Raw genomic sequence first — 24,894 nt, 5'->3', positions numbered from 1 at the left:
AGTGCTGTTATGAGCAAGCATGAAACCTCATTGGCGCCACAGGCGCAGCAGCATTCGGGCATTCTTCTGGATGTTAACGATCTGCGTGTGACATTTAAAACCCCGGACGGTGACGTTACGGCGGTAAACGACCTGAACTTTAGCCTGCGTGCCGGTGAGACTCTCGGCATTGTGGGTGAATCGGGTTCGGGTAAATCTCAGACCGCATTTGCACTGATGGGCCTGCTGGCATCGAACGGGCGTATTGGTGGTTCGGCGAAATTCAATGGCAAAGAGATTCTGAACTTGCCTGAGCATGCGCTGAACAAATTGCGTGCCGAGCAGATTTCCATGATCTTCCAGGACCCGATGACCTCACTGAATCCGTATATGCGGGTCGGTGAGCAGTTAATGGAAGTGCTGATGCTGCATAAAGGCATGGGTAAGGCCGAAGCATTTGAAGAGTCGGTCAAAATGCTCGACGCCGTGAAAATGCCGGAAGCGCGCAAGCGTATGCGCATGTACCCGCATGAGTTTTCCGGCGGGATGCGCCAGCGCGTAATGATTGCTATGGCATTAATGTGCCGGCCAAAACTGCTCATTGCCGACGAACCGACTACCGCGCTGGACGTGACCGTACAGGCGCAGATCATGACGTTACTCAATGAGCTTAAACGTGAATTCAACACTGCCATTATCATGATCACCCACGATCTCGGCGTTGTAGCAGGCATCTGTGACAAAGTGCTGGTGATGTACGCCGGGCGTACTATGGAATACGGCGTGGCGCGCGATGTGTTCTACCATCCGGCGCATCCCTATTCGATCGGTCTGCTCAATGCGGTACCGCGCCTCGACGCCGAAGGTGAAGAGTTGCTGACCATCCCTGGTAACCCGCCGAACCTGCTGCGGTTGCCCAAAGGGTGTCCGTTCCAGCCGCGTTGCCCGCATGCGATGGAAATCTGTAACAGTGCTCCGCCGCTGGAGGAGTTTGCCCCAGGACGTTTGCGCGCCTGCTTTAAGCCGGTGGAGGAACTGGTATGAATGCCGTCACAGAAGAAAGAAAAGTACTCCTGGAAATTGCTGACCTGAAAGTCCATTTCGACATAAAAGACGGTAAGCAATGGTTCTGGCAGCCATCCAAAACACTGAAAGCGGTAGACGGCGTTACGCTGCGTCTGTATGAAGGGGAAACCCTTGGCGTGGTGGGCGAATCCGGTTGCGGGAAGTCGACCTTTGCCCGTGCGATTATTGGGCTTGTCAAAGCAACTGACGGCAAAGTGGCCTGGCTGGGCAAAGATTTGCTCGGGATGAAGCCTGATGAATGGCGCGACGTGCGCAGTGACATTCAGATGATTTTCCAGGACCCGCTGGCATCGCTGAATCCGCGTATGACCATTGGCGAAATCATCGCGGAACCGCTGCGTACTTATCATCCGAAAATGCCGCGTCAGGAAGTGCGTGACCGCGTCAAAGCCATGATGATGAAAGTGGGCCTGCTGCCAAACCTGATTAACCGCTACCCGCACGAATTCTCAGGCGGTCAGTGTCAGCGTATCGGCATTGCCCGTGCGCTGATCCTCGAACCGAAGCTGATTATCTGTGACGAACCGGTTTCTGCACTGGACGTGTCAATCCAGGCGCAGGTGGTCAACTTGCTGCAAAAACTGCAGCGGGAAATGGGGTTGTCGCTGATCTTTATCGCCCACGATCTCGCGGTGGTGAAGCACATCTCCGATCGCGTGCTGGTCATGTATTTGGGCCACGCGGTGGAACTGGGTACCTATGACGAGGTGTACCACAATCCGCAGCACCCTTATACCAAAGCGCTGATGTCTGCTGTACCAATCCCTGACCCGGATCTGGAAAAGAACAAGCAGATTCAGTTGCTGGAAGGGGATTTGCCTTCACCAATCAACCCGCCGTCGGGCTGCGTGTTCCGTACGCGTTGCCCGATTGCCGGACCCGAGTGCGCGCAGACGCGCCCGGTGCTGGAAGGTAGCTTCCGCCATGCGGTCTCGTGCCTTAAGGTTGACCCGCTCTAAATGAAAAAGGCTGACGAAAGTCAGCCTTTTCTTGTCTATAGAAAACCCCCAGCTAGGCTGGGGGTTCCGGAAAGCTTTCAGCTTTAAGCCAGTTATTAAAACCCCTTTTGATTTGTTAAAACAGCTTGCGGTCTGGCAACTGCAAAAGTTCAACAAGAAATCAAAAGGGGGTCCCGATGGGGGACGAAAAGAGCTTAGCGCACACCCGATGGAACTGTAAATATCACATAGTTTTTGCGCCGAAATACCGAAGACAGGCGTTCTACGGAGAGAAACGTCTGGCGATAGGCAGCATTTTAAGAAAGCTGTGTGAGTGGAAAAACGTACGGATCCTGGAAGCTGAATGCTGTGCAGATCATATCCATATGCTTGTGGAAATCCCGCCCAAAATGAGCGTATCCGGCTTTATGGGATATCTGAAAGGGAAAAGCAGTCTGATGCTTTATGAGCAGTTTGGAGATCTGAAATTCAAATACAGGAACAGGGAGTTCTGGTGTCGGGGATACTACGTGGATACGGTAGGGAAGAACACAGCGAAGATACAGGAATACATAAAGCACCAGCTTGAAGAGGATAAAATGGGTGAGCAGTTGTCGATCCCTTATCCGGGCAGCCCGTTTACGGGCCGTAAGTAAGGAAGTTTGATGCAAATGTCAGATCGTATGCGCCTGTTAGGGCGCGGCTGGTAACAGAGCCTTACAGGCGCATCTGAAAAACCTCCGGCTATGCCGGAGGATATTTATTTTTACTACTCGCGCCAGAGAATGTGGCATAACTTATGATCTTTCTCGCGACAGAGCAGTACGCGGGCAAAGACATCGTTGATTTCGCCACCGTCGCTATCCGCGAGGCCAATCACCACCTCGGCGAAAAAGTCCGGGTTCAGATCGTAATCAACATGCTCTTGCCAGTCTTCGCTGGGATCAAACAATTCCGCACCGCCACGCTCTTCAAACTGAAGATTGAACAGAATGATATCTGCCGGGTCGAGATTATCCGCCGCAAGTTCGAGAAAAATATCGTAAGCCTGCTCCAGCGTTTCGTCTTCGCTCAGGCGGTTGTTCAGATCCATTTCCATAATGACTACCTGTTTAATATCATTTGGGCACGTTTTACAGCAATGGGCTAAAGAAGTAAAACAGTCGTTCTGCAATCCGGTGCCAGAACGGTCGTTTAACCCACAGTCGTGCGTCCAGCAAGCGAGACCGCGAAATATAATCATCCTGCACGGCGGCCAGATCGCTGCCAAAGCCGGTATCGTCGATAACCAGTGTAATCTCAAAATTAAGCCACAGACTACGCATATCAAGGTTCACTGTTCCCACGAGGCTTAACTCGCCATCGACCAGCACGCTTTTCGTATGCAGAAGTCCGCCTTCAAACTGATAGATTTTTACCCCCGCAGCCAGTAGTTCGGTGAAAAAGGCCCGGCTTGCCCAGCCAACCAGCACCGAGTCATTCTTACGCGGCAGGATAATACTGACGTCAACGCCTCGTTGCGCGGCGGTACAAATGGCATGCAGAAGATCATCGCTGGGGACGAAATAGGGCGTCGTCATAATCAGGTATTCGCGCGAGGCATAAACCGCGGTCAATAATGCCTGGTGAATAAGGTCTTCCGGGAACCCCGGACCAGAGGCAATGGTGTGGATTGTGTGCCCGCTGGCCTGCTCAAACGGCATGATATTGGCATCCGGTGGCGGTGGGAGGATGCGTTTCCCGGTTTCTATCTCCCAGTCGCAGGAGTAGACGATCCCCATCGCAGTAGACACCGGGCCTTCCATCCTTGCCATTAAATCGACCCATTGACCGACGCCTGCATCCTGTTTGAAGAAGCGGGGGTCCACCATGTTCATACTGCCGGTATAGGCGATGTAATTATCAATAAGGATCATCTTGCGGTGCTGGCGCAGGTCCATCCGACGCAGAAACACACGCATCAGATTAACTTTTAACGATTCGACCACTTCAATACCTGAATTGCGCAGCATGCCGGCCCACGGACTGCGGAAGAACGCCACGCTGCCTGCTGAATCGAGCATTAAACGGCAATGCACACCACGGCGGGCCGCCGCCATCAAGGATTCGGCGACCTGATCGGCCATTCCTCCTGGCTGCCAGATATAAAACACCATCTCGATGTTATGGCGGGCTAGCTGAATGTCGCGGATCAATGCCTGCATCACGTCATCTGAGGAGGTGAGCAACTGGAGCTGATTACCTTTCACGCCCGCAATGCCCTGACGCCGTTCGCAGAGTTTGAACAGAGAAGTGGCGACGCTGCTGTTTTCAGTCGCGAAAATATGGTGATACGTCTTAAGGTCTTTTAACCACTTGGCAGTGGATGGCCACATTGCACGAGCGCGCTCAGCTCGGCGCTTACCAAGATGTAGTTCCCCAACGGACAGGTACGCAATAATCCCCACCAGAGGGAGAATATAAATAATCAGCAGCCATGCCATGGCAGAAGGGACCGCACGGCGCTTCATTAGGATGCGCAACGTTACACCAGCGATGAGCAGCCAGTAGCCCAAAATGATCAGCCAACTCACAACCGTGTAGAAGGTTGTCATAACAAAAAATCCTTTTGAAAATCTGATATAAGGAGTTTACGCATAAGGACTCATCTGGCAAACAAAAACGGCGCTGAAAAGGACTGGTCTGGTGACGTCCAGGGTTTATAATGGGGGTTCTTTGTTAAGAAAGAGTCGTAGAAATGAAGCGTAGTAGAACGGAAGTGGGGCGCTGGCGTATGTCCCGGCAGGCCAGTCGTCGCAAGGCGCGCTGGTTGGAAGGGCAGTCCCGTCGCAATATGCGTATCCACGCGATAAGAAAGTGTATTCTTAATCGGCATCGCAACGCGTTAGTTTTTGATTTTTACGGGTTCTGATGGTTCTGGGCACCTTTATGGTGCCCATTGTTTTTTTATCGCTTTATCAAAAAGGGTGAATACTGCATGTCTGTTATTGATAGTTTGATTGCTTTTACCCTTGCGGCGACGCTGCTGACGCTCACACCGGGTCTCGATACCGCACTAATTTTACGTACTGCTGCGGTGGAGGGCCGGAGTCAGGCATTTAAAGCAGCCTTCGGCATTAACACCGGTTGTCTCATCTGGGGGGCTGCCGTTGCCTTCGGCCTTGGGGCATTAGTTGCGGTGTCGGAACTGGCATACTCTATTCTCAAATATTGTGGCGCTGCCTATTTATGCTGGCTGGGCGTGAATATGCTCATTCGCCCGCGTAGCGCTGTTTTCTCTGTTGCGGGTGAAGATAAAAAGCAGAACTGGTTTATTCGTGGCATGTTAGGCAATGTACTGAATCCCAAAATGGGTATTTTCTACGTCTCTTTTTTGCCACAGTTTATTCCGCATGGGCAGCCGCTTATTATTTGGACATTTGGCCAGGTGATGATTCATGTGGTGCTGGGAACCATATGGTCAACAACGTTAATCGCGGCGACGCGCCCACTGTCATCATTTTTACGTAAAGAAGCCGTTATACGCTGGATGGATCGCACAACCGGCGTTGTGTTTTTGCTCTTCGCAACCCGCCTTGCGCTAAGTAAACGTTAATTTCGCCTTTGGATAACCATGAATAAAGAAGCCATTATTTTTCTCGCCCTGGCGATCGTCAGTGAAGTCATTGCGACTACTGCGCTTAAAAGTTCCGATAGCTTTACCCGCCTGGTGCCCAGCATCATCAGTATTGTTGGCTATTGTATTGCATTCTGGTGTCTGACAATCCCAATGCGCACTATACCTACCGGGGTGATTTACGCCGTCTGGTCCGGGGTAGGGATTGTATTAATTGGTACAGTGGGCTGGATTATTCACGGGCAGAAACTGGATTTTCCGGCGATGCTGGGGATGGGGTTAATTATTGCCGGCGTGGTTATTATTAATTTGTTTTCAAAAACGATTGCCCATTAAAACGGATAAATCAAAGGGGTATTATGACGCTTACCCCTTTGTTATTTCTGACAGTCAGAACACTTTCTTAAACGGCTTAACGATGACGTGCTGGTAAACACCTGCCGCGACGTACGGGTCCGCGTCGGCCCAGGACTGCGCCGCTTCCAGAGATTCAAATTCAGCGATGACGGTTGAACCGGTAAAACCCGCCGCACCCGGATCGTTACTGTCTACGGCTGGCATAGGGCCTGCCGTTAATAAACGCCCTTCGTCATGCAGCAATTGCAGACGTGCCAGATGAGCCGGGCGCACGGAAAGGCGTTTTTCGAGGGAATCAGCGACGTCCTGTGAAAAAATTACATAAAGCACGGGTAGGGCTCCTTCATCATGAGAAAACAACTACGTTATGTGAATCCATAAATGCCTGCAACGCAAAGATGATGGTGCGTGAATATCCTCTTTCAGTGTGCGCTTTTTTTAACCGTATGCGCGCAAAAACCGGGGTAGATGCGATGGCTGGTTGAATATGATTGCTATTTGCATTTAGAATCTAGCTTTGCTTTTTCAACTGAAACGATTATGACTTCAATGGCCCTTGATTTACCCCGTCGCTTTCCCTGGCCGACACTGTTGTCCGTCGGTATGCATGGCGCTGTCGTGGCGGCCATCTTGTATGCCTCGGTACATCAGGTTATTGAATTACCGGCACCCGCTACGCCGATTACGGTGACCATGGTGACACCGGCAGAGCTGGAGCCGCCACAGGCGGTGCAGCCACCACCAGAACCTGTTGTGGAGCCGGAACCCGAGCCGGAACCCGTTCCCGAGCCGCCAAAAGAAGCGCCGGTGGTGATCCACAAACCTGAACCGAAGCCAAAACCTAAACCGAAGCCGAAACCGGAGAAAAAAGTCGAGCAGCCTAAGCGTGAAGCAAAACCGGTAGAACCCCGCCCGGCGGCACCGGTAGAAAGTAACGCACCGCCACGCCCGGCGATGAATAACGCGCCAGCTATCGCCACCAAACCTGTGCCATCGGTACCGGCAGGCCCGCGCGCATTAAGCCGCACCCAGCCTCAATATCCGCCGCGTGCACAAGCCTTACGTATCGAAGGACGTGTTCGCGTGAAATTTGACGTATTGCAGGATGGACGTATCGACAACGTGGAAATTCTTTCAGCGCAGCCGGCGAATATGTTTGAGCGCGAGGTGAAAACGGCCATGCGTAAATGGCGTTATGAACCGGGTAAGCCGGGCACCGGCATCACGGTTAACATTATCTTCCGTATGGACGGTGGCGCGACAATGGATTAAGCAAGGAAGCCTCCAGATGGAGGCTTTTTTTATGCCTGCACGGGCAGTGGTCGCGGTTTGCCGTCGTTATCCACGGCAACATAAATAAACAGTGCGTCCGTGGCTTTATAACGTTGACCAATAGGTTCTGAGGCAACCTTTTTAATCCAGACTTCGACGTTGATGGTAACCGACGTATTACCGCGTTTCACACAGCGCGCATAACAGCACACCACATCGCCCACAGCGACCGGGCGCAGGAAAGTCATACCATCGACGCGGACAGTGACGACGCGTCCGTGAGCGATCTCTTTAGCAAGGATTGCTCCGCCCATATCCATCTGCGACATCAGCCAGCCGCCAAAAATATCACCGTTTGCATTGGTGTCTGCCGGCATTGCCAGTGTGCGCAGAACAAGTTCGCCCTGCGGTGCATCCTGAGTGTTAGACATGGTTATCTCATCAATAAAGAAGGGGGAATTCTGGCGGGATGCTACTATGGATTTATGGCTGAAAACAATTAGATAAGCTGATATGTAGAAAAAAAACCGGGCAGTGCCCGGTTTTTTTATGTGCCACTCAGGGTTTATCGTTTCAGGGATAAGCAATATATCCCGCCGGGGCAAACGCTGGTGTCTACCAATTCAACTCAGGTCATAATAAAAACGGCATGAAACCTTAGTCTCTTCACGATTTAAGAAGGACTGTTGCTACGCGATTATCTGAATTAGTAGCCCCTGCGCACGTCATTGAAAAACTGCTGGGGCATCAGATTGAAGAGTGATGGTCAGATACAACCTGCATGGTTATATGGACGATCAGTATGAAGGGTTAGGTATCTGGCAGCATCATTTAACAACCATCATTGGCTATGGTCTTTGACCAGGCGAACCGATTTGATGACTCAAGGGCATGGGCACTGCAAAAAATGGTAGGTATTCAGTGTATATCTGTAATTATGCTTTATTCAGATAAATCTTAAGATTATTCTACGGACTGTTTATGAAAAGGAGGTTGTAATGCTTGACAAGTATATACCGAATACAATCGAAGAGAATAATCGAGCAGAAGTGGTAAAAGCAGCATTAGAAATTGCAAGGGTATCTGTTGGACGCTATGACGCTGCTGCGGCATGCAAAGCAGATAGAGAAATGCAACATGTTGCACAGCAAATTAAAGCTCTCACTGATGCTATAGCTGATGCTTTAAAAGTGTCGTAATTCTGACATTTCAGTCGATTGCAGCCTCGCTATAGCGGGGTTTTTATTGCATGCATGCATCTTAACGAGATCTTTCTGTTGTGAGCCTGGGGAACGCTGTGCTTCCAGGGCCGCCTAATGGCGGGCATTTAATAGAGCCCAACGGGTTCCTGAAATGCTCAATTTAATTTTTTCAATCAAATCTGCGGTGACATCAATTCCTTTAAGATCATCTTTTACAGTATCTACATTGCCGTTTACGTCCATGTTTTCCAGAAGATTATCGTAGGCAAAGAGGCTCTGCTCTAGACTGATAATTGTCACATTACCGTGCATAGTTCCTGGCCTGGTACTGATTTTGCGTTCACGGATGATCCATTCTATATGCTGTTTTACCTTTTTTATTTCGTAACATATATAAATAATCCTCTTCCATAATAGGGGCTTGTTAATGGCACTCAACGCAAAACAGGGCAGGTTCTGTCGCGAGTACCTCATTGATTTAAACGCCATGCAAGCAGCTATTCGGCTGGGTACAGCGTCAAAACTGCAAACCGTATTGCTGCCCAGAACGTGTCAAAATTTGACATCCTAAACAGGATCGCCGCTCTAAAAGTGAAGCGGCAGCGAAGTTGTCGGTATTGATGCTGATTGTGTGCTCCGGCGTTTGGTTGAAATCGACCAGATGGATATTCTGGACTTCCTCAATCAGGCTGGGAACCTGAAAGCGATTCGCCTGTGGCCACGGTCGTGGCAAACCACGCTTACCGGACTCGAAATCGCAAGATAAGCCTGGTATTCTTAGCGCGTTTGCGTCTGGGCGAATCGCCCGCAATGAGTACCTTCATTCAGACAGATTCAAAGAAGATGAACTCCTGAAATGTCGAACGAAAAGGTTAAATAAGGGGCTGGAAGGGAGGATTTTTGTTGGCGGAGGGGCGAGATAAAGACGACTGTCGCGATGTAATGAGTAGCAACATTATCAAAAAAGAAGCACGCTTCGTTTAATGTTGACACGATAGCGTGCTTATAAGATTTTTCACACACCAATAAAACAATTAATTCATTGAAATCATTGGTTTTAATTTTGAGTTATGGTTTATCGTCCTGCGGCATGTGACGATAGATATATACACCGCTTAATACGGTAAAGATAAGGGTCAGCGCTGTTAAGCCAAACACTTTGAAATTCACCCAGATATTTTGTGGTAGCCAGAAGGCGATATAAATATTGGCCAGACCACAAAGGATGAAAAATAGTGCCCATGCAAGGTTGAGGCGCTCCCATACTACTGGCGGCAGGGTGAGCTCTTTCCCAAGCATGCGCTGGATTAGTGGTTTTTTCATTACCCACTGGCTAAACAGCAACGCGCCGGCAAACAGGGCGTAGATAACCGTGACTTTCCATTTAATGAATTCGTCATTGTGGAAGAAAATCGTCAGTCCACCGAAAACGGCCACCAGTACAAAAGTAATCAGCGCCATTTTTTCGACTTTACGGTAACGCACCCAGCTATAAATCAGGACAACAGCTGTAGCGATGATCAAGGCTGTCGTCGCGGCATAAATGTCATACAGCTTGTAAAAAGCGAAAAACACTACCAGTGGGAGAAAATCAAGAAACTGCTTCATTCTACGGTTCCGTTAAATTGCCCGCTTTCGCAGGCGAAAAATCACTGACGTATCAGCATATACAGGCGAAACAGATAAATGAGCAAAGCGACAGATATCATGTTGCTCACCGTGTTTGCGACCACCGCACCGATTTCCGGCGTGAGAAACGCTAAATTATGTGCAAACATCAACAGTACGATTTTTGCCAGCAACCAGCCGATGACCGCAGGCGCAACCAGACGCATATTGTTCCAGCCCAGACGCATACTGCCGCGCATCGCCGAGAAGACGCCCGCGCGATCCTGAACCATCATCACCGGTGCGAACGCCAGCAAAATAGCCAGTAATACGCCGGGTACGAAGATGAACATCATGCCAATTTGCACCATAAAGGTTGTCAACATGAACAGGATAAACAGCGCGGGCAAAACCGGCGCACTGGCACCGATAGCACGAAGCGCGCTAACGCGTTGCCCTGCTGAGATCATCCGGATCATCATCAACGTGCTGCCCGCCAGGATGGCATTCCCGATCAAACCGGAGAAGGTGGCTGCCGCTGATAAGCGTAACAATACCTGCTGCTGTTCCGGCGTCATATTGCGGACCAGGTCGAACAACCCGGTGCTTTCCGCCAGATAATCACCTTCACCCAGGATCGAAAGCTGGGCGTCACTGGGCGAAAAGACGCGCCCTAACAGCACTGTAATAAATGCACATAGAAGTGCAATCAGTAAAATGGTAACAAACTGATTACGAAAAAAATTCCCCGTGTCACGGTAAACGGATTCTGCCGTGATAGACATGCACTCTCCTTGAGTTCTGCAATGTTAAATTCATCACAATTGTACCCTGAAAGCGTCATCGGTGGCAGCCTCCGTGGATGTATGGAAAAGCATATCTTTGTAAAGCGGTGGTAATCCGTAATACGCACGGGCGCGATCGCAGGCCTCATTGGCCTCATCATTCTCGCCGGACATCATAAATTCGCGGCACGGAGATGGTCGTTGCTCATAAATACGGCAACGTGCTGACTCACCCGGAATGCCTTCCAGCGCGACACAATGGCTTCGCTTCTGATTGGTTCCGCGCATACAGCGTAAAAAAGGGGTGACAGGCTCAGTCAGTTGAGCCGGTACGGAACCTCCAGCGTCATCCGCCTCGGCCCAGTAGAAAGAGACACGAAAATAAGCACAACAGGCTCCGCACGACATGCACGGGTTGAGATCACTCATGGCACACCTGCAATAACTACGCATCAATTCAAATTGTGAGTTCATTAAAGTAGACCCACGAACACGCATCGGCAAGAGAGGTCGGTAACGATTTTTTTGCCAAGCTTAAACGGCAAAATTGATGTGAATACAAAAACTAAGTGTGTGAACTGGCAACCAAAATTAACTCAGATCAATAAATGTTAAATTAACGAATGTAATGTGATCCAGATTGGATCACGATGTACTTATTTATAGGTATATTCACGGCGCCTATGAAAAACCACATACATGGAGTGGATATGAATAAATTAGCCGTGGCAGCATTGATCCTCAGCAGTCTTTCCGCAGGTGCGTATGCGCATGAAGCGGGTGAATTTTTCATGCGTGCCGGTTCCGCGACTGTGAGACCGACGGCGGGGTCGGATAATGTGTTAGGGAGTCTGGGAAGTTTTAACGTCGATAATAATACCCAGCTTGGCCTGACCATGACGTATATGGCAACGGACAACGTTGGCGTGGAATTACTGGCAGCGACCCCGTTTCGTCATAAAGTAGGAACCGGCCCAACCGGTAATATCGCAACCGTTCACCATTTGCCCCCAACGTTGATGGCACAGTGGTATTTTGGTGATGCCGCAAGTAAAGTCCGCCCGTATATCGGTGCGGGTATCAACTACACCATGTTCTTTGATGAAAAATTCAACGATACGGGTAAATCGGCTGGACTTTCTGATTTGAGCCTGAAAAATTCCTGGGGCGCGGCAGGACAGGTAGGGGTGGATTATTTAATTAACCGTAACTGGCTGATTAATGCCTCGGTCTGGTACATGGATATTGATACGGACGTTCGCTTTAAAGCGGGAGGCGCGCAGCAAAGCGTGAGTACGCGTCTCGATCCGTGGGTATTTATGTTTGCTGCTGGCTATCGCTTCTGACAGCTGCTATAGAAAACTGGCCGCATAAGGGTGGCCAGTTTTTATCAACGAGAAATTCAGTTAAGTTTTTTCAGCACACCGTACGATCCCCAATTGATGAGTATTGCGGCAATAACCCCTATAAGCCATGGAATACGTGAACCGGCAAAATAATAATGGCCTATATAACTGCCAAGGGTAAAACAGGTGAAAATCGTCGCAATTGTAAACCAGCCTCTTATCAATGCGGCTTTATTAAGCATATGGACATCCTTCCCATTAACGACATCAACGTCTGACGGATGATGAATACGCTACGTTGTTTACTGTCATCCGTGTCCCACATATCCGCGACATTATTAAACCTTAGCGTTATGCAGGCAATGCAGAATTGACCTGCGATAGCCGTCGTGAGTCAGGATTGTGTTGTAGTTAACAGTCAGCCACCGGATGAAAAAACGGGAAACGACAGGTCGCTGAAAACGAATAATAAGACAGACGCATCAGCAGAGAATGAGTGCTATTTGTGAAATGGGGCTGTGCAAGAGGGTGCAGACGCTGTTTCAGCTAGCGGTAAAAAACGCCCGGCGGTGGGCCGGGCGTCAGGAGGCATTACTGACGAGTGCCAGCTTTCATCGCCCGGACAAACGCGCCAAGTTCTTCGAGCATCAGGGCAGGTTTATCAAGGTTCTTCTCGATAATTTTGACGATAGCGGAACCTGATATTGCCCCGGCAGCGCCCGCATCAATAGCTGCGGTCACCTGGTCAGGCGCAGAGATGCCAAACCCTTGCAATGGTGGCGCAGCATGATACTCGGTCAGTTTTTCGACCAGATGGTGGAGCGGCAACGCGGCACGGTTTTCCGCCCCGGTAACCCCGGCACGGGAGAGTAGATAGGTATAACCGCGACCGTGCGAGGCGATTTGACGCAGCAACTCGTCATCGGCGTTTGGCGGGCAGATGAAGATCGGCGCGACATTATGACGCAGCGCGGCCTGACGGAACGGCGCAGACTCCTCCACTGGCACATCGGCGACCAGCACTGAGTCGACACCCGCTTTCTCGCACTGGGCATAGAACTCATCTATACCGCGGCTAAAGACGAGATTGGCGTACATCAGCAGACCAATCGGGATCGTCGGATGTTTCTGGCGAATCGCGGCCAGTATTTCAAAACACTGGCTCGGCGTTACGCCTGCGGCAAAGGCGCGCAGCGTGGCGTTTTGAATGGTCGGACCGTCTGCCAGGGGGTCTGAAAACGGGATACCTAACTCCAGTGCATCGGCGCCGGCTTCAATCAGCGTATCGATGATTTTCAGTGATTGCTCAGGTGAGGGATCGCCCAGCGTGACAAAGGGAACAAATGCACCTTCCTTGCGTTCCTTCAATTGTTTAAAAAGAGTCTCGTAGCGTTCCATCAGATTTCCCCTCGCGCTTTCAAAATATCGTGTACGGTGAAGATATCTTTATCTCCACGGCCAGACAGGTTAACTACCAGCAGTTGCTCTTTTTCCGGGTTCTCACGCATCATTTTTAGCGCATGGGCCAGGGCGTGGGAGGATTCGAGTGCCGGAATAATCCCTTCGTGGCGGCACAGCGTCTTAAAGGCTTCGAGTGCTTCGTCATCGGTAATAGAGACATAATCCGCACGACCGGTGCTGTTCAGATAAGCGTGCTGTGGCCCCACGGACGGGAAATCCAGCCCCGCAGAGATAGAGTACGACTCCTCGATCTGGCCTTCATCGGTCTGCATCATTGGGGATTTCATTCCGAAATAGATCCCCACGCGGCCATGCTTAAGCGGCGCGCCGTGTTCACCGGTCTCTATACCGTGGCCGGCAGGTTCGACCCCGATAAGGCCAACACTGGTCTCTTCAATGAAATCGGCAAACATGCCGATCGCATTGGAGCCGCCGCCCACGCAGGCGATGACGGCATCCGGCAGGCGGCCTTCTTTTTCGAGGATCTGCACTTTGGTCTCTTCACCGATCATCCGCTGGAATTCGCGCACAATGGTCGGGAAGGGGTGCGGGCCTGCGGCGGTACCGAGCATGTAGTGCGCAGTATCATAGCTGCCAGACCAGTCGCGCAGCGCTTCATTACAGGCATCTTTCAGGGTAGCGGAACCGCTATGTACCGGGATCACCTCAGCGCCCATTAAGCGCATACGGAAGACGTTTGGCGACTGACGCTCCACATCTTTCGCACCCATGTAGATGCGGCATTTCAGGCCGAGCAGGGCGCTGGCGAGCGCCGATGCCACACCGTGCTGACCGGCACCGGTTTCGGCGATGATTTCCGTTTTACCCATCCGTTTGGCCAGCAGCGCCTGTCCTAATACCTGGTTGGTTTTGTGTGCGCCGCCATGCAGTAAATCTTCACGCTTCAGGTACAGGGTGGTATTGGTCCCTGCGGTAATGTTCTGGCATTTGGTCAGTGCGGTCGGACGACCGGCGTAGTTTTTCAGTAAATCGGTGAACTGCGCCTGAAACTCAGGATCTTTTTGCGCGCTGACAAAGGCTTCTTCAAGCTGACGCAGTGCAGGCATCAGGATTTGCGGCACATACATGCCACCAAACTCACCAAAATACGGATTTAATAATGTCGTCATGGTTTTCTTCCTTAATAAGCGCGTAAAGTTCGGAATACCGAGGCCACTTTATCGGCGTCTTTTTTCCCGGGTTCAGACTCTACGCCTGAATTGAAATCGAGTCCTGCACAGCCGGTTTTGGCCGCTTCCACGCAGTTATCTGCGCCAAGGCCGCCTGCCAGCAGTACGTTGTCCAGCGTTTGCCCTGACAGCAGGCTCCAGTCAAAACGCTTACCGCTACCGCCCTGGCCGTTATCAAACACATACTTATCGACATGGTCCAGGTCGCGGGCCGGCAGGGTGTCGCCCACGCTCAGTGCCTTCCAGATTTGTACACTATCCGGCAACTGCTTACGCAACGTGTCGATATAGTGCTGGTCTTCACTGCCGTGTAACTGTACGGCGACTAACCCCAGTTGCTCCACGTTGGCCGACACGGTTTCGACCGGCGCATTACGGAACACACCAACGTACTGGAGCGGTGCGCCCGACATGACCGTGCGGGCCTGGGCGACGTTGACGGCACGAGGGGAAGAGGCGACGAAAATCAGACCGCCATAAATCGCTCCCGCTTCATAAGCGACCAGCGCATCTTGCGGGCGCGTCAGGCCGCAAACTTTGTTCTCGCCAAGCAAGACGCGTTTAACGGTGGCGTCCAGATCGTCATGAGACATCAGCGCGGAACCAATCAGGAAACCATTGGCGAAATGGCTCAGTTCACGAACCTGCGCATAAGTGTTAATCCCTGATTCGCTGATAACCGTTACCCCTGCGCCGAGGCGCGGAGCCAACTGACGTGTACGATTCAGATCGATGGACAGATCGCGCAGGTCGCGGTTATTGATGCCGACCACTTTTGCCCCAAGCGCGATAGCGCGTTCCAGCTCTTCTTCATTGCTGACTTCGGTCAGTACACCCATGCTCAGGCTGTGGGCTACGGCAGAGAGCTGGCGGTATTGCTCATCATCCAGTACCGAGAGCATCAACAGACAGGCATCGGCCTGGTAAAAACGCGCCAGATAAATCTGGTAAGGGTCGATAATGAAGTCCTTACACAGAATCGGCTGATGCGCGATCTGGCTGACAACAGGCAGGAAATCAAAACTGCCCTGGAAATATTTCTCGTCGGTCAGTACGGAGATGGCCGACGCATGATGTTTGTAAACGCCGGCGATACGCGCCGGGTCGAAATCATCGCGAATCACCCCTTTTGACGGGGATGCTTTTTTGCATTCCAGGATAAACACGGTGCGCGTACCCTGCAGGGCGTCGTAGAAGCGACGGGTGCTCGGCACCACGTCATTCTGAAAACTGGCCAGCGGCTGCAGCTCCTTGCGGGCGGCTACCCAAATCGCCTTATCCGCGACGATTTTTGCTAATACGGTTTGCATTCTTTACCCTCTTGCCGCAAGTGCGGTGACTTTGTCATAGGCGGCGCCGCTGTGCAGCACCTGCATAACTTTTTGCGCGTTAGCTTGCAAATCCTCTTCACCATGTAAACGCATCAACATGGCGACATTTGCAGCGACGGCGGCCTCATGGGCGGCTTCACCTTTACCTTGTAGTAAGCGTGTCAGAATGTCACGGTTTTCTTCCGGTGTGCCGCCTGCCAGTTGCTCCTGGTGATAGGGCGTCAGACCGAAATCAGCAGCGGTAAGCTGGTAGCTTTTGATCTCGCCGTCACGCAATTCAGCCACCATCGTTGGGGCATGCAGTGACACCTCATCCATCCCACCGCTGTGCACAACGGCCGCACGTTGATAGCCCAGAACACGCAGGGTTTCGGCAATGGGTAACACCAGTTCCGGGCTGTAAACACCGATCAACGCCAGCGGCGGGTGCGCCGGGTTAATTAATGGCCCCAACACGTTAAACAAGGTGCGCGTTTTAAGCTGCTGGCGCACCGGCATCGCGTGGCGGAACCCGGTGTGATACTTCGGTGCAAATAAGAAACAGACCCCCAGTTCATCCAGCGCAGTGCGGGATTTATCCGCATTCATATCCAGATTAATGCCGAAGGCTGCCAGTAAATCTGATGAGCCGGAACGGCTGGAAACGCTGCGGTTACCGTGTTTGGCAACCTTAAGCCCGCAGGCCGCCGCCACAAAAGCGCTGGCGGTTGAAATATTGATACTGTTGCTGCCGTCGCCACCGGTGCCCACGATATCGGCAAACGGATAGTCCGGACGTGGGAACGGCGCGGCATTTTCCAGTAGCGCGGTGGCCGCCCCGGCGATTTCATTAGGGTGTTCACCACGCACTTTCATACTGACCAGCGCTGCGGCCAGTTGTTCAGGCTTCAGCTCGCCGCGCACCACGGCAGAGAAAAGCTGGTGGCTTTCCTGCTGGCTCAGGGTTTGCGCCTGATACAGTTTTTCCAGTACTGGTTGCAGGGTATTGGTCTGCTCCAGTTTCTGCAGTGCCCAGGCCAGGGTTTGTTCCAGCAAGCGGGCGCCTTGCGAAGTCAGAATGGATTCCGGATGGAACTGGAAGCCACACACGCGATCCGCATCGTGACGCACGGCCATCACCATGCCATTAAAATGCGCGTTGATGGTTAACCCTGCCGGAATGTTGCTGCCCACCAGTGAATGGTAGCGCGCCACTGGCAGCGGGTTCGCCAGCCCGGCAAACATGGCCTGACCATCATGTTCAATGCTTGAGGCTTTACCGTGCAGAATTTCGCCTGCCTGCCCGACATAGCCGCCATAGGCTTCTACAATCGCCTGATGTCCCAGACAGATGCCGATAATCGGCAGTTTGCCGCGCATACGGGTCAGCAACTCAGGCATGCAGCCTGCTTCTGACGGCGCGCCCGGTCCTGGTGAGAGCATCAGCACCGGGTTTTTCATGGTCGCCAGGCGGTCAATAAGGGTTTGCGCCGGAACATGGTTACGGTAAATCACCACGTTATGCCCGCTGGCGCGTAACTGATCCGCCAGGTTATAGGTAAATGAGTCGATGTTATCGAGCAGCAGAATGTCAGCCATCAGAATGTCTCCTGAGCGTTATGCGCTTTAGCAATGGCGCGCAGAACCGCGCGGGCTTTATTACGTGTTTCATCGGCTTCTGATTGCGGTACTGAATCCAGTACCACGCCAGCGCCTGCCTGAACGGTGGCGACACCGTCTTCAACCCAGGCAGAACGAATCACAATGCAGGTATCCAGGTCGCCGTGGGCGGTGAAATAGCCCACCGCGCCGCCGTAACTGCCACGACGGGAGCCTTCTGCATCAGCAATAAGCTGCATGGCGCGTACTTTTGGGGCCCCACTGAGTGTGCCCATGTTCATGCAAGCGCGATAGGCGTGGAGCACGTCCAGATCCTGTCGCAGTTCACCGACCACACGCGAAACCAGATGCATAACGAAGGAGTAACGATCGACTTTGGTCAGATCTGCCACATAGCGACTGCCTGGAGTACAAATGCGCGCCAGATCGTTACGCGCGAGGTCAACCAGCATCAGGTGCTCGGAAAGCTCTTTATGGTCAGTACGCATTTCGAGTTCAATACGGCTGTCCAGGTCGCGATCCAGGGAACCGTCGGCGCGACGTCCGCGTGGGCGAGTCCCGGCGATCGGGTAGATTTCAATCTGGCGTGAGGTGGCATCATATTTGAGCGAGCTTTCCGGCGAGGCGCCAAACAGGGCGAAGTCGCTGTCCTGCATAAAGAACATGTACGGGCTTGGGTTGCTCTTTTTGAGCACTTCATAGGCGGCCAGCGGTGACGGGCACGGCAGGGTGAAACGACGAGACGGCACGACCTGAAAAATCTCACCGGCACGAATCGCTTTTTGCATCTGGCGCACAACCGCGCCGTATTCTTCATCGCTCTGGTTGCATTCGCAGCGCATATCGCTGACGGATTCAACTGGCAATGGCCCTGGTGGCACGTTTAATTGTTCATGCAGGGTTTCAATTCGTTGAGTCAGTCGCGCTTTTTCGTCAGCATCGGCGGAAAACAGGCTCACCTGAATGCGGGTGTGACGCTTCTGATGGTCGATCACCAGTAAGGTTTCTGCCAGATAAAAGCAGTAGTCCGGGCAGCGACGGTCATGGCTCAGGGCGGGTAAATCTTCGAATCCGGCCACCAGGTCGTAGGCAAACAGGCCGCCGAAGAACATGGCTTCACGCTCATCGGCAGGGACATCGACCAGCCCCTGTAACAGACGGAAGGCATCGAAAACAGAGAGTGAACACAGGCGAGCGTCTTCGTCGAGCAGGGTGCTGACGGGCGGAAAACGTAATACGCGAGCATCGGCCCGGACGGTGTTTTCTACACCTGCCGGAAGCGCGGCATCCAGCAGCGGTAACAGAGACGCGCCGTTTTGCGTTAACGCCTCAATAGTGACAGTGTCACCCAGCGCGGTAATGCGCAGCGCGCTATCCACCAGCAGCAGGCTTTTTAAATCGTTTTTGCTGTCTATATCGGCAGATTCCAGCAATAAAGTTGCCGGGCGTGCACCACACAGTTGATGGAATAACGCGGTCGGGTTCTCCCGGTACAGCGCGTTGCTGGTGAGCAATTCGAGTGTCGGTTTTTGCGTTTGCATAGTTGCTCTCATAAATGTGTTCAAAAAAAAGCCCGCTCAGTTAGCGGGCCGGGTATCGGTGTGCTGAATACGCACGTGAAACACTGCCCAATGTCAGGGAGTGCGCCACCAGCGGTTTACGGAAATATGCATATTCATCAGTGATACCTCGTGGAGTGAACTTGCGTACTAGTTAACTGGTTCGTGCGAGGAAAGTCAACCCTCGATTTCAGAAAATCGCCGCAGAACGTTATGATAGGGCACAGTTATTGTTTTATCGGCCACGGGAGCCGCTTTTGAGCGACACGAATTACGCAGTGATTTATGACCTGCACAGCCACACCATTGCCTCCGATGGCATCCTGACCCCACAAGAACTGGTCCACCGTGCGGTTGCAATGCGCGTAGGGACCCTGGCGATTACCGATCACGACACTACCGCCGCCATTCCCGCTGCGCGTGAAGAAATTGAACGTGCCGGGCTGGCACTCAAACTCATTAGCGGTGTGGAGATTTCCACCGTCTGGGAAAACCACGAGATCCACATCGTGGGGCTGAATATGGATATCGAAAACCCGACGCTGTGTACATTTTTACAGGATCAGCATGAACGACGCCAGCAGCGCGGCAGGCTGATTGCCGAGCGGCTGGAAAAGGCGCATATTCCGGGCGCATGGGAGGGCGCGCAGCGACTGGCGCAGGGGGCTGCCGTCACGCGTGGCCATTTTGCCCGCTTCCTGGTGGAGTGCGGCAAAGCCACAAATATGGCAGATGTATTCAAAAGATATCTTGCGCGCGGGAAAACCGGATATGTTCCACCGCAGTGGTGTACAATAGAACAAGCTATTGAAGTGATTCATCATTCTGGCGGAACGGCGGTCCTGGCCCATCCGGGTCGATATGATCTCTCCGCTAAATGGTTGAAAAGACTGCTGGCGCATTTTGCCCAAAGCGGCGGAGAGGCGATGGAAGTTGCCCAATGCCAGCAGGCTCCCAATGAGCGTAAACAACTCGCCGAGTATGCCCGCCAGTTTGGTTTACTGGCCTCGCAGGGATCGGATTTCCATCAGCCATGTCCATGGATTGAGCTGGGGCGCAAGCTTTGGCTACCGGCTGATGTTGAGGGCGTCTGGTGCAAATGGGAGCTGCCGCAAAACAGTGAAGAGAGGGAAGTATGAGTCAGTTTTTTTATATTCATCCGGAAAATCCTCAACCGCGCCTGATTACCCAGTCCGTTGAGATTGTCCGTAAAGGTGGGGTGATTGTTTATCCTACCGATTCCGGGTATGCGTTAGGCTGTAAGATCGAAGACAAAGGGGCGATGGAGCGGATTTGCCGTATCCGTCAACTGCCGGATGGTCATAACTTTACCCTGATGTGCCGCGATTTGTCTGAGCTATCGACCTATGCGTTCGTCGATAATGTGGCTTTTCGTCTGATCAAAAATAACACCCCAGGTAACTACACCTTTATCCTGAAAGGAACGAAAGAGGTGCCGCGTCGTCTGTTACAGGAAAAACGTAAAACCATTGGTCTGCGTGTCCCGGCGAATCCGATTGCGCTGGCGTTACTCGATACTCTTGGCGAGCCGATGCTCTCTACCTCGCTGATGTTACCTGGCAGCGAATTTACCGAGTCCGATCCGGATGAAATTAAAGACCGTCTGGAAAAGCTGGTGGATTTGATTATCCATGGCGGCTATCTGGGACAACAACCGACAACGGTGGTCGATCTTACCGACGATGCCCCGGTTGTTATTCGTGAAGGCGTCGGCGACGTTAAACCTTTCCTATAATGAAGCAAGCCGCTATACTACGCGGCCATTTCACAGGCGCCGCAGTGGCCTGATGACCTTATTCGACGCCTGTGAAGGCGACACCCGAGGAAGCTCTATGAGCGAAAAGTTACAGAAAGTGCTGGCGCGAGCTGGCCACGGCTCCCGCCGTGAAATCGAAACCATCATCGAAGCAGGTCGCGTGAGCGTAGACGGCAAGATTGCCACGCTGGGCGATCGCGTTGAAGTGACCCAGGCGCTGAAAATTCGCATCGACGGTCATCTTATCTCGATAAAAGAGTCCGCTGAACAAATCTGCCGCGTGCTGGCGTATTACAAACCTGAAGGTGAGCTGTGCACGCGTAACGATCCGGAAGGCCGTCCGACCGTTTTTGATCGTCTGCCAAAACTGCGCGGCGCCCGTTGGATTGCGGTTGGACGTCTTGACGTCAACACCTGTGGTCTGCTGCTGTTCACCACCGACGGTGAACTGGCGAATCGCCTGATGCACCCAAGCCGTGAAGTGGAACGTGAATACGCGGTGCGCGTATTTGGCCAGATTGAAGAGGCCAAGGTGCGTGAACTGTCTCGTGGCGTTCAACTGGAAGATGGTCCGGCAGCATTCAAAACCATTAAATTCAGCGGTGGTGAAGGGATCAACCAGTGGTATAACGTGACCCTGACCGAAGGGCGTAACCGCGAGGTGCGTCGCCTGTGGGAAGCGGTTGGCGTGCAGGTTAGCCGCCTTATTCGTGTGCGCTACGGCGACATTCCACTACCGAAAGGATTGCCGCGCGGTGGTTATACCGAACTGGATCTGGCCCAAACCAACTACCTGCGTGAGCTGGTAGGGTTGCCGCCGGAAACCGCATCAAAAGTGGCGGTCGAAAAAGATCGTCGCCGCATGAAAGCCAATCAGATTCGTCGTGCGGTGAAACGCCACAGCCAGGTGTCAGGCAATCGTCAGGCACCGGGTAGCCGTCGTTCCGGTGGGCGTAACAGCAACGGCTAATTCCCTGATGTTTCCGGTTACCTTGCCGGAAACGTCCTCTTGTTCCCGCATATTATAATTTTCGCCATGCTGCGCTGGAAAAGCGTGACGCTGTCACATGTGTGGCGAGTTTGATGGTTGAACAAATCATTGGCATGGCAGCAGTGCCGCATTGCTACGCTGCTGCCAGCGGTGTCTTAATAGTCGATACCGATCTGTGCCTTGACGCCCGCTTCGAAAGCATGTTTTACCGGGCGCAGTTCACTGACCGTATCGGCAATTTCCAGGATATCGCGATGACAGCCGCGACCAGTGATGATCACCGTCTGGTTTGCCGGGCGGTTTTCCAGCGCATCAAGAACGGTTTCCAGCGGCAGGTAATCGTAGGCCACCATATAGGTCAACTCGTCGAGCACCACCATATCCAGCGATTCGTCCGCCAGCATACGCTGCGCATGTGTCCATACCTCAAGGCAGGCGGCAGTGTCACTCTCGCGGTTTTGCGTGTCCCAGGTGAACCCGGTTGCCATCACCTGAAATTCGACCCCATGCGGTTCCAGTAAATTACGTTCACCATTAGGCCAGGTGCCTTTAATAAACTGAATGGCGCCGACCTTCTTTCCGTGGCCGACGGCTCGTGCGGCGGTGCCGAATGCAGCGGTGGTTTTGCCTTTACCATTGCCGGTAAAAACGATAATGATGCCGCGCTCTTCCTGCGCCGCCGCCACGCGGGCATCGACTTTATCTTTCACCCGCTGCTGGCGTTGCTGGTAACGTTCTTCACTCATTGTGATATCCCCGGTTTTCGTCCTGGCTGAGCATCAAAGCTCATGCCTGTTTTGCGACGGCTGTCATCGGCCATCAGCCATAGATAGAGCGGCATAATATCGGCTGGCGTTTTTAATTTCTGCGGATCTTCGCTCGGGAAGGCGCTGGCGCGCATCTGCGTCCGCGTACCGCCCGGATTTATGCAATTGACCCGTAAACGGTTTTGGTACTCCTCAGCCAGCACTTGCATCATGCCTTCGGTGGCAAATTTAGAGGCGGCATAGGCACCCCAATTTGCACGACCCTGGCGGCCAACGCTCGACGATGTGAAGACCAGCGAGCCGCTTTCCGCTTTGAGTAATAAAGGAAGGAGTGCCTGGGTCAAATAGAAAGTGGCGTTGACGTTAACCTGCATTACGTTATCCCAGACGGCAGGCTGCTGTTCGCTCATTGGGCAAACATCACCCAGCACGCCAGCGTTATGCAGCACACCGTCCAGTCGCGGGTAGTGTTGCGTTATCTCGTTGGCGAGACGCTGACAATCATCGGGTGTACAGGTCGCCATGTCCAGCGTGTAGAGGCTGGCGGCCTGGCCGCCTTCGGACGCTATCTGTCCGGAAACGGCCTGGAGTTTGTCTTCGTTACGCCCCAGTAAAATGACGCGTGCGCCGTAGCGGGCATAAGTCAGCGCCGCTTCTTTGCCGATGCCGTCACTGGCGCCGGTGACCAGAATAATGTGGTTTCGCAACAGGTCGCGTTGTGGCTGGTAATGCACGCTAACTCCTTGGTCTCAACCCGTTTTTAAATCGTGTTGGCTTTATGCCTGAAACAGAAAGCGATTTCAATCAGTCTGGCAGAGAGTCTCCCGTGCGTTGGGATAATGTATAGCGGAATGTGCTGAAACTGGTCGACTGAATATCCGAAAGGGTGGCAATGCGAGACGCGCCAGAAAGGCTCATGTACACTGAATGCGATCGTTAAGTGGCTGAACCAAGGTGGAATGCGTGGAATTACTGTCTGAATATGGTTTGTTTTTAGCCAAAATTGCGACTGTGGTGGTCGCGATTGTGGTGGTCGCAATTCTTATTGTTAATCTGACACAGCGCAAACGTCAGCGGGGAGAATTACGTATTACCCGCATGAGCGAAGAATATAAGGAAATGCAGGAAGAGATGGCTGTGGCGTTGCTGGACAGCCAGCAGCAAAAGCTGTGGCATAAAGCCCAAAAGAAAAAAGCCAAACAGGATGCAAAAGCGGCAAAGGCCAAAGCAAAATCTGGCGACATGGCCTCAGCGGGCAAACCACGCGCCTGGGTGCTGGATTTTAAAGGCAGTATGGATGCCCATGAAGTTGGCGCGCTGCGCGAAGAGGTAACCGCAGTGTTGACGCTGGTGAAACCAGAAGATCAGGTGGTTCTCCGTCTGGAAAGCCCCGGCGGCGTTGTTCATGGTTACGGGCTGGCTGCGTCGCAGTTGCAGCGTCTGCGCGATAAGCAGGTTCCGCTCACTGTCGCGGTCGATAAAGTCGCCGCCAGCGGCGGTTATATGATGGCCTGCGTGGCGGACAAAATTGTTGCGGCGCCGTTTTCTATTATTGGATCGATTGGCGTTGTGGCGCAGATCCCCAACTTCAATCGCTTCCTGAAAGGTAAAGAGATTGATATCGAACTGCATACCGCCGGGCAGTTCAAACGCACGCTGACTCTGTTGGGTGAAAACACTGAAGAGGGAAGGCAGAAATTCCGCGAGAGCCTTAATGAAACGCATGACCTGTTCAAAGGCTTTGTGCATCAGATGCGCCCGCAACTGGATATCGAACAGGTAGCGACCGGCGAGCACTGGTATGGTTCACAGGCACTGGAAAAAGGACTGGTCGATGCGGTCGGTACCAGCGATGAACTGCTGCTGGGGCTGTTTGAGAGCCATGAGGTCATTGGCTTGCGCTATCAGCAGCGCAAAAAGCTTATCGACCGCTTTACCGGAAGTGCTGCAGAAAGCGCAGATCGTTTGCTGATGCGCTGGTGGCAGCGCGGACAGAAACCGCTGATGTAAGGCGAGTACAAACAAAAACG

Annotated in this window: 29 protein-coding genes, 2 pseudogenes and 1 other annotated feature; of the genes and pseudogenes, 15 read left to right on the top strand and 16 right to left on the bottom strand. The window is 52.5% G+C overall.

All coding sequences use genetic code 11. The features are described from left to right. The first annotated feature begins 9 nt into the window (after positions 1-9). From ACS0RQ_RS14710 to tnpA, 3 genes are all read left to right on the top strand, one after another. Positions 10-1,023 (top strand): ABC transporter ATP-binding protein, encoded by a 1,014-nt coding sequence (locus tag ACS0RQ_RS14710; RefSeq protein WP_071194071.1) that lies wholly within the window; start codon positions 10-12, stop codon positions 1,021-1,023. Further along, on the top strand, positions 1,020-2,024 hold the full coding sequence (oppF, locus tag ACS0RQ_RS14705; RefSeq protein WP_039079158.1) for a murein tripeptide/oligopeptide ABC transporter ATP-binding protein OppF: 1,005 nt from the start codon (positions 1,020-1,022) through the stop codon (positions 2,022-2,024). The genes ACS0RQ_RS14710 and oppF overlap by 4 nt, the downstream gene beginning before the upstream one ends. A gap of 176 nt (positions 2,025-2,200) precedes the next feature. Next, complete coding sequence (tnpA, locus tag ACS0RQ_RS14700; protein ID WP_038918153.1) at positions 2,201-2,659, top strand: IS200/IS605 family transposase; 459 nt, start codon at positions 2,201-2,203, stop codon at positions 2,657-2,659. A gap of 113 nt (positions 2,660-2,772) precedes the next feature. On the opposite strand, the gene ACS0RQ_RS14695 is transcribed toward tnpA, so the two are convergent. Both ACS0RQ_RS14695 and cls read right to left on the bottom strand, forming a co-directional pair. Beyond that, entirely contained in the window at positions 2,773-3,102 is a 330-nt protein-coding gene (locus ACS0RQ_RS14695; RefSeq protein WP_039076909.1) for an HI1450 family dsDNA-mimic protein, read from the bottom strand. A 34-nt stretch (positions 3,103-3,136) separates the two neighbouring features. Then, positions 3,137-4,597 carry a cardiolipin synthase gene (gene cls, locus ACS0RQ_RS14690; protein ID WP_271851962.1) on the bottom strand — a complete coding sequence of 487 codons (1,461 nt, stop codon included), beginning with the start codon at positions 4,595-4,597 and terminating at the stop codon, positions 3,137-3,139. Positions 4,598-4,740: 143 nt separating this feature from the next. On the opposite strand from cls, the gene ACS0RQ_RS14685 reads away from it, so the two are divergent. The 3 genes from ACS0RQ_RS14685 to ACS0RQ_RS14675 all read left to right on the top strand — a co-directional run bounded on the left by ACS0RQ_RS14685 (position 4,741) and on the right by ACS0RQ_RS14675 (position 5,955). Next, positions 4,741-4,914: a YciY family protein gene (locus ACS0RQ_RS14685; RefSeq protein ID WP_125124753.1), complete on the top strand. Its 174-nt coding sequence runs from the start codon at positions 4,741-4,743 to the stop codon at positions 4,912-4,914. A gap of 66 nt (positions 4,915-4,980) precedes the next feature. Then, positions 4,981-5,598: a LysE family translocator gene (locus ACS0RQ_RS14680; protein ID WP_271851961.1), complete on the top strand. Its 618-nt coding sequence runs from the start codon at positions 4,981-4,983 to the stop codon at positions 5,596-5,598. Positions 5,599-5,616: 18 nt separating this feature from the next. Continuing rightward, entirely contained in the window at positions 5,617-5,955 is a 339-nt protein-coding gene (locus ACS0RQ_RS14675; RefSeq protein ID WP_271851960.1) for an SMR family transporter, read from the top strand. Between the two features lie 54 nt (positions 5,956-6,009). Here the strand turns inward: ACS0RQ_RS14675 and ACS0RQ_RS14670 are convergent, their stop codons facing one another. Continuing rightward, complete coding sequence (locus ACS0RQ_RS14670) at positions 6,010-6,306, bottom strand: YciI family protein (RefSeq protein WP_039076911.1); 297 nt, start codon at positions 6,304-6,306, stop codon at positions 6,010-6,012. Between the two features lie 210 nt (positions 6,307-6,516). On the opposite strand from ACS0RQ_RS14670, the gene tonB reads away from it, so the two are divergent. Next, positions 6,517-7,248, top strand: coding sequence for a TonB system transport protein TonB (gene tonB / locus ACS0RQ_RS14665; RefSeq protein WP_271851959.1), 732 nt, complete (start codon positions 6,517-6,519; stop codon positions 7,246-7,248). A gap of 29 nt (positions 7,249-7,277) precedes the next feature. Here tonB and yciA read toward each other — a convergent pair whose 3' ends face one another. Then, positions 7,278-7,679 carry an acyl-CoA thioester hydrolase YciA gene (gene yciA, locus ACS0RQ_RS14660; protein WP_193796047.1) on the bottom strand — a complete coding sequence of 134 codons (402 nt, stop codon included), beginning with the start codon at positions 7,677-7,679 and terminating at the stop codon, positions 7,278-7,280. Positions 7,680-7,841: 162 nt separating this feature from the next. Here yciA and ACS0RQ_RS14655 point away from each other — a divergent pair. Continuing rightward, positions 7,842-8,109: pseudogene (locus ACS0RQ_RS14655) on the top strand (tyrosine-type recombinase/integrase); the annotation flags it as partial. Positions 8,110-8,246: 137 nt separating this feature from the next. Continuing rightward, entirely contained in the window at positions 8,247-8,447 is a 201-nt protein-coding gene (locus ACS0RQ_RS14650) for a hypothetical protein (protein ID WP_271851195.1), read from the top strand. Positions 8,448-8,561: 114 nt separating this feature from the next. Here the strand turns inward: ACS0RQ_RS14650 and ACS0RQ_RS14645 are convergent, their stop codons facing one another. Continuing rightward, the gene (locus ACS0RQ_RS14645) at positions 8,562-8,762 is read right to left on the bottom strand and encodes a hypothetical protein (protein ID WP_271851194.1); all 201 of its coding nucleotides are present in this window, start codon (positions 8,760-8,762) and stop codon (positions 8,562-8,564) included. A gap of 115 nt (positions 8,763-8,877) precedes the next feature. Between ACS0RQ_RS14645 and ACS0RQ_RS14640 the strand changes: the two are divergent. Further along, positions 8,878-9,207, top strand: a pseudogene (locus tag ACS0RQ_RS14640) (terminase small subunit); the annotation flags it as partial. Between the two features lie 311 nt (positions 9,208-9,518). On the opposite strand, the gene ACS0RQ_RS14635 reads toward ACS0RQ_RS14640, so the two are convergent. The 3 genes from ACS0RQ_RS14635 to ACS0RQ_RS14625 are packed head-to-tail and all read right to left on the bottom strand — an operon-like array spanning position 9,519 to position 11,272. Further along, on the bottom strand, positions 9,519-10,058 hold the full coding sequence (locus ACS0RQ_RS14635; protein WP_039076913.1) for a septation protein A: 540 nt from the start codon (positions 10,056-10,058) through the stop codon (positions 9,519-9,521). Between the two features lie 41 nt (positions 10,059-10,099). Then, on the bottom strand, positions 10,100-10,843 hold the full coding sequence (locus ACS0RQ_RS14630; RefSeq protein ID WP_271851193.1) for a YciC family protein: 744 nt from the start codon (positions 10,841-10,843) through the stop codon (positions 10,100-10,102). A gap of 33 nt (positions 10,844-10,876) precedes the next feature. Next, positions 10,877-11,272 carry a YkgJ family cysteine cluster protein gene (locus ACS0RQ_RS14625; protein WP_039076915.1) on the bottom strand — a complete coding sequence of 132 codons (396 nt, stop codon included), beginning with the start codon at positions 11,270-11,272 and terminating at the stop codon, positions 10,877-10,879. 281 nt (positions 11,273-11,553) lie between these two features. On the opposite strand from ACS0RQ_RS14625, the gene ompW reads away from it, so the two are divergent. Beyond that, the gene (ompW, locus tag ACS0RQ_RS14620) at positions 11,554-12,189 is read left to right on the top strand and encodes an outer membrane protein OmpW (protein WP_071194075.1); all 636 of its coding nucleotides are present in this window, start codon (positions 11,554-11,556) and stop codon (positions 12,187-12,189) included. Positions 12,190-12,245: 56 nt separating this feature from the next. On the opposite strand, the gene ACS0RQ_RS14615 is transcribed toward ompW, so the two are convergent. The 6 genes from ACS0RQ_RS14615 to ACS0RQ_RS14590 form a co-directional block, all read right to left on the bottom strand. Beyond that, entirely contained in the window at positions 12,246-12,431 is a 186-nt protein-coding gene (locus tag ACS0RQ_RS14615) for a hypothetical protein (protein ID WP_271851192.1), read from the bottom strand. Between the two features lie 349 nt (positions 12,432-12,780). Beyond that, positions 12,781-13,587 carry a tryptophan synthase subunit alpha gene (gene trpA / locus ACS0RQ_RS14610; protein WP_271851191.1) on the bottom strand — a complete coding sequence of 269 codons (807 nt, stop codon included), beginning with the start codon at positions 13,585-13,587 and terminating at the stop codon, positions 12,781-12,783. Further along, a complete protein-coding gene (trpB, locus tag ACS0RQ_RS14605) occupies positions 13,587-14,780 on the bottom strand; it encodes a tryptophan synthase subunit beta (protein ID WP_079497527.1) in 1,194 nt (397 codons plus the stop codon). Before trpB ends, trpA begins: the two co-directional genes overlap by 1 nt. 11 nt (positions 14,781-14,791) lie before the next feature. After that, complete coding sequence (trpCF, locus tag ACS0RQ_RS14600; protein ID WP_271851190.1) at positions 14,792-16,150, bottom strand: bifunctional indole-3-glycerol-phosphate synthase TrpC/phosphoribosylanthranilate isomerase TrpF; 1,359 nt, start codon at positions 16,148-16,150, stop codon at positions 14,792-14,794. A 3-nt stretch (positions 16,151-16,153) separates the two neighbouring features. Next, on the bottom strand, positions 16,154-17,749 hold the full coding sequence (gene trpD, locus ACS0RQ_RS14595) for a bifunctional anthranilate synthase glutamate amidotransferase component TrpG/anthranilate phosphoribosyltransferase TrpD (RefSeq protein ID WP_271851189.1): 1,596 nt from the start codon (positions 17,747-17,749) through the stop codon (positions 16,154-16,156). Then, positions 17,749-19,311 (bottom strand): anthranilate synthase component 1, encoded by a 1,563-nt coding sequence (locus tag ACS0RQ_RS14590; protein ID WP_271851188.1) that lies wholly within the window; start codon positions 19,309-19,311, stop codon positions 17,749-17,751. Before ACS0RQ_RS14590 ends, trpD begins: the two co-directional genes overlap by 1 nt. Before the next feature lie 22 nt (positions 19,312-19,333). Further along, positions 19,334-19,428, bottom strand: a sequence feature (Trp leader region). 158 nt (positions 19,429-19,586) lie between these two features. Here ACS0RQ_RS14590 and rnm point away from each other — a divergent pair. The 3 genes from rnm to rluB all read left to right on the top strand — a co-directional run bounded on the left by rnm (position 19,587) and on the right by rluB (position 22,076). Beyond that, on the top strand, positions 19,587-20,468 hold the full coding sequence (gene rnm / locus ACS0RQ_RS14585) for an RNase RNM (RefSeq protein ID WP_271851187.1): 882 nt from the start codon (positions 19,587-19,589) through the stop codon (positions 20,466-20,468). After that, positions 20,465-21,085 carry an L-threonylcarbamoyladenylate synthase gene (locus ACS0RQ_RS14580; RefSeq protein WP_271851186.1) on the top strand — a complete coding sequence of 207 codons (621 nt, stop codon included), beginning with the start codon at positions 20,465-20,467 and terminating at the stop codon, positions 21,083-21,085. The genes rnm and ACS0RQ_RS14580 overlap by 4 nt, the downstream gene beginning before the upstream one ends. 97 nt (positions 21,086-21,182) lie before the next feature. Then, entirely contained in the window at positions 21,183-22,076 is an 894-nt protein-coding gene (rluB, locus tag ACS0RQ_RS14575) for a 23S rRNA pseudouridine(2605) synthase RluB (protein ID WP_039076925.1), read from the top strand. 176 nt (positions 22,077-22,252) lie between these two features. On the opposite strand, the gene cobO is transcribed toward rluB, so the two are convergent. Further along, on the bottom strand, positions 22,253-22,843 hold the full coding sequence (gene cobO, locus ACS0RQ_RS14570) for a cob(I)yrinic acid a,c-diamide adenosyltransferase (RefSeq protein WP_271851185.1): 591 nt from the start codon (positions 22,841-22,843) through the stop codon (positions 22,253-22,255). Continuing rightward, on the bottom strand, positions 22,840-23,598 hold the full coding sequence (locus ACS0RQ_RS14565; RefSeq protein WP_271851184.1) for a YciK family oxidoreductase: 759 nt from the start codon (positions 23,596-23,598) through the stop codon (positions 22,840-22,842). Before ACS0RQ_RS14565 ends, cobO begins: the two co-directional genes overlap by 4 nt. 229 nt (positions 23,599-23,827) lie before the next feature. On the opposite strand from ACS0RQ_RS14565, the gene sohB reads away from it, so the two are divergent. Further along, on the top strand, positions 23,828-24,874 hold the full coding sequence (gene sohB, locus ACS0RQ_RS14560) for a protease SohB (RefSeq protein WP_271851183.1): 1,047 nt from the start codon (positions 23,828-23,830) through the stop codon (positions 24,872-24,874). The last annotated feature ends 20 nt before the right edge of the window (positions 24,875-24,894 follow it).

It is taken from the genome of Phytobacter diazotrophicus, from assembly GCF_052061655.1.
Lineage (GTDB): Bacteria > Pseudomonadota > Gammaproteobacteria > Enterobacterales > Enterobacteriaceae > Phytobacter > Phytobacter diazotrophicus.
This window is presented reverse-complemented; position numbering and strand designations above follow the sequence as displayed.

Bases quoted from the DNA above. Each gene is read 5' to 3' on its own strand.
- ACS0RQ_RS14710 (WP_071194071.1), top strand. From the start codon at position 10: ATGAGCAAGCATGAAACCTCATTGGCGCCACAGGCGCAGCAGCATTCG.
- ACS0RQ_RS14615 (WP_271851192.1), bottom strand. From the start codon at position 12,431: ATGCTTAATAAAGCCGCATTGATAAGAGGCTGGTTTACAATTGCGACG.
- ACS0RQ_RS14590 (WP_271851188.1), bottom strand. From the start codon at position 19,311: ATGCAAACGCAAAAACCGACACTCGAATTGCTCACCAGCAACGCGCTG.
- ACS0RQ_RS14580 (WP_271851186.1), top strand. From the start codon at position 20,465: ATGAGTCAGTTTTTTTATATTCATCCGGAAAATCCTCAACCGCGCCTG.
- ACS0RQ_RS14645 (WP_271851194.1), bottom strand. From the start codon at position 8,762: ATGCACGGTAATGTGACAATTATCAGTCTAGAGCAGAGCCTCTTTGCC.
- ACS0RQ_RS14635 (WP_039076913.1), bottom strand. From the start codon at position 10,058: ATGAAGCAGTTTCTTGATTTTCTCCCACTGGTAGTGTTTTTCGCTTTT.
- trpB (WP_079497527.1), bottom strand. From the start codon at position 14,780: ATGACGACATTATTAAATCCGTATTTTGGTGAGTTTGGTGGCATGTAT.
- tonB (WP_271851959.1), top strand. From the start codon at position 6,517: ATGACTTCAATGGCCCTTGATTTACCCCGTCGCTTTCCCTGGCCGACA.
- oppF (WP_039079158.1), top strand. From the start codon at position 1,020: ATGAATGCCGTCACAGAAGAAAGAAAAGTACTCCTGGAAATTGCTGAC.
- rluB (WP_039076925.1), top strand. From the start codon at position 21,183: ATGAGCGAAAAGTTACAGAAAGTGCTGGCGCGAGCTGGCCACGGCTCC.
- ACS0RQ_RS14625 (WP_039076915.1), bottom strand. From the start codon at position 11,272: ATGAGTGATCTCAACCCGTGCATGTCGTGCGGAGCCTGTTGTGCTTAT.
- trpCF (WP_271851190.1), bottom strand. From the start codon at position 16,150: ATGCAAACCGTATTAGCAAAAATCGTCGCGGATAAGGCGATTTGGGTA.
- ACS0RQ_RS14650 (WP_271851195.1), top strand. From the start codon at position 8,247: ATGCTTGACAAGTATATACCGAATACAATCGAAGAGAATAATCGAGCA.
- ACS0RQ_RS14680 (WP_271851961.1), top strand. From the start codon at position 4,981: ATGTCTGTTATTGATAGTTTGATTGCTTTTACCCTTGCGGCGACGCTG.
- trpD (WP_271851189.1), bottom strand. From the start codon at position 17,749: ATGGCTGACATTCTGCTGCTCGATAACATCGACTCATTTACCTATAAC.
- ACS0RQ_RS14675 (WP_271851960.1), top strand. From the start codon at position 5,617: ATGAATAAAGAAGCCATTATTTTTCTCGCCCTGGCGATCGTCAGTGAA.
- ACS0RQ_RS14695 (WP_039076909.1), bottom strand. From the start codon at position 3,102: ATGGAAATGGATCTGAACAACCGCCTGAGCGAAGACGAAACGCTGGAG.
- yciA (WP_193796047.1), bottom strand. From the start codon at position 7,679: ATGTCTAACACTCAGGATGCACCGCAGGGCGAACTTGTTCTGCGCACA.
- cls (WP_271851962.1), bottom strand. From the start codon at position 4,597: ATGACAACCTTCTACACGGTTGTGAGTTGGCTGATCATTTTGGGCTAC.
- ompW (WP_071194075.1), top strand. From the start codon at position 11,554: ATGAATAAATTAGCCGTGGCAGCATTGATCCTCAGCAGTCTTTCCGCA.
- ACS0RQ_RS14685 (WP_125124753.1), top strand. From the start codon at position 4,741: ATGAAGCGTAGTAGAACGGAAGTGGGGCGCTGGCGTATGTCCCGGCAG.
- ACS0RQ_RS14630 (WP_271851193.1), bottom strand. From the start codon at position 10,843: ATGTCTATCACGGCAGAATCCGTTTACCGTGACACGGGGAATTTTTTT.
- cobO (WP_271851185.1), bottom strand. From the start codon at position 22,843: ATGAGTGAAGAACGTTACCAGCAACGCCAGCAGCGGGTGAAAGATAAA.
- trpA (WP_271851191.1), bottom strand. From the start codon at position 13,587: ATGGAACGCTACGAGACTCTTTTTAAACAATTGAAGGAACGCAAGGAA.
- tnpA (WP_038918153.1), top strand. From the start codon at position 2,201: ATGGGGGACGAAAAGAGCTTAGCGCACACCCGATGGAACTGTAAATAT.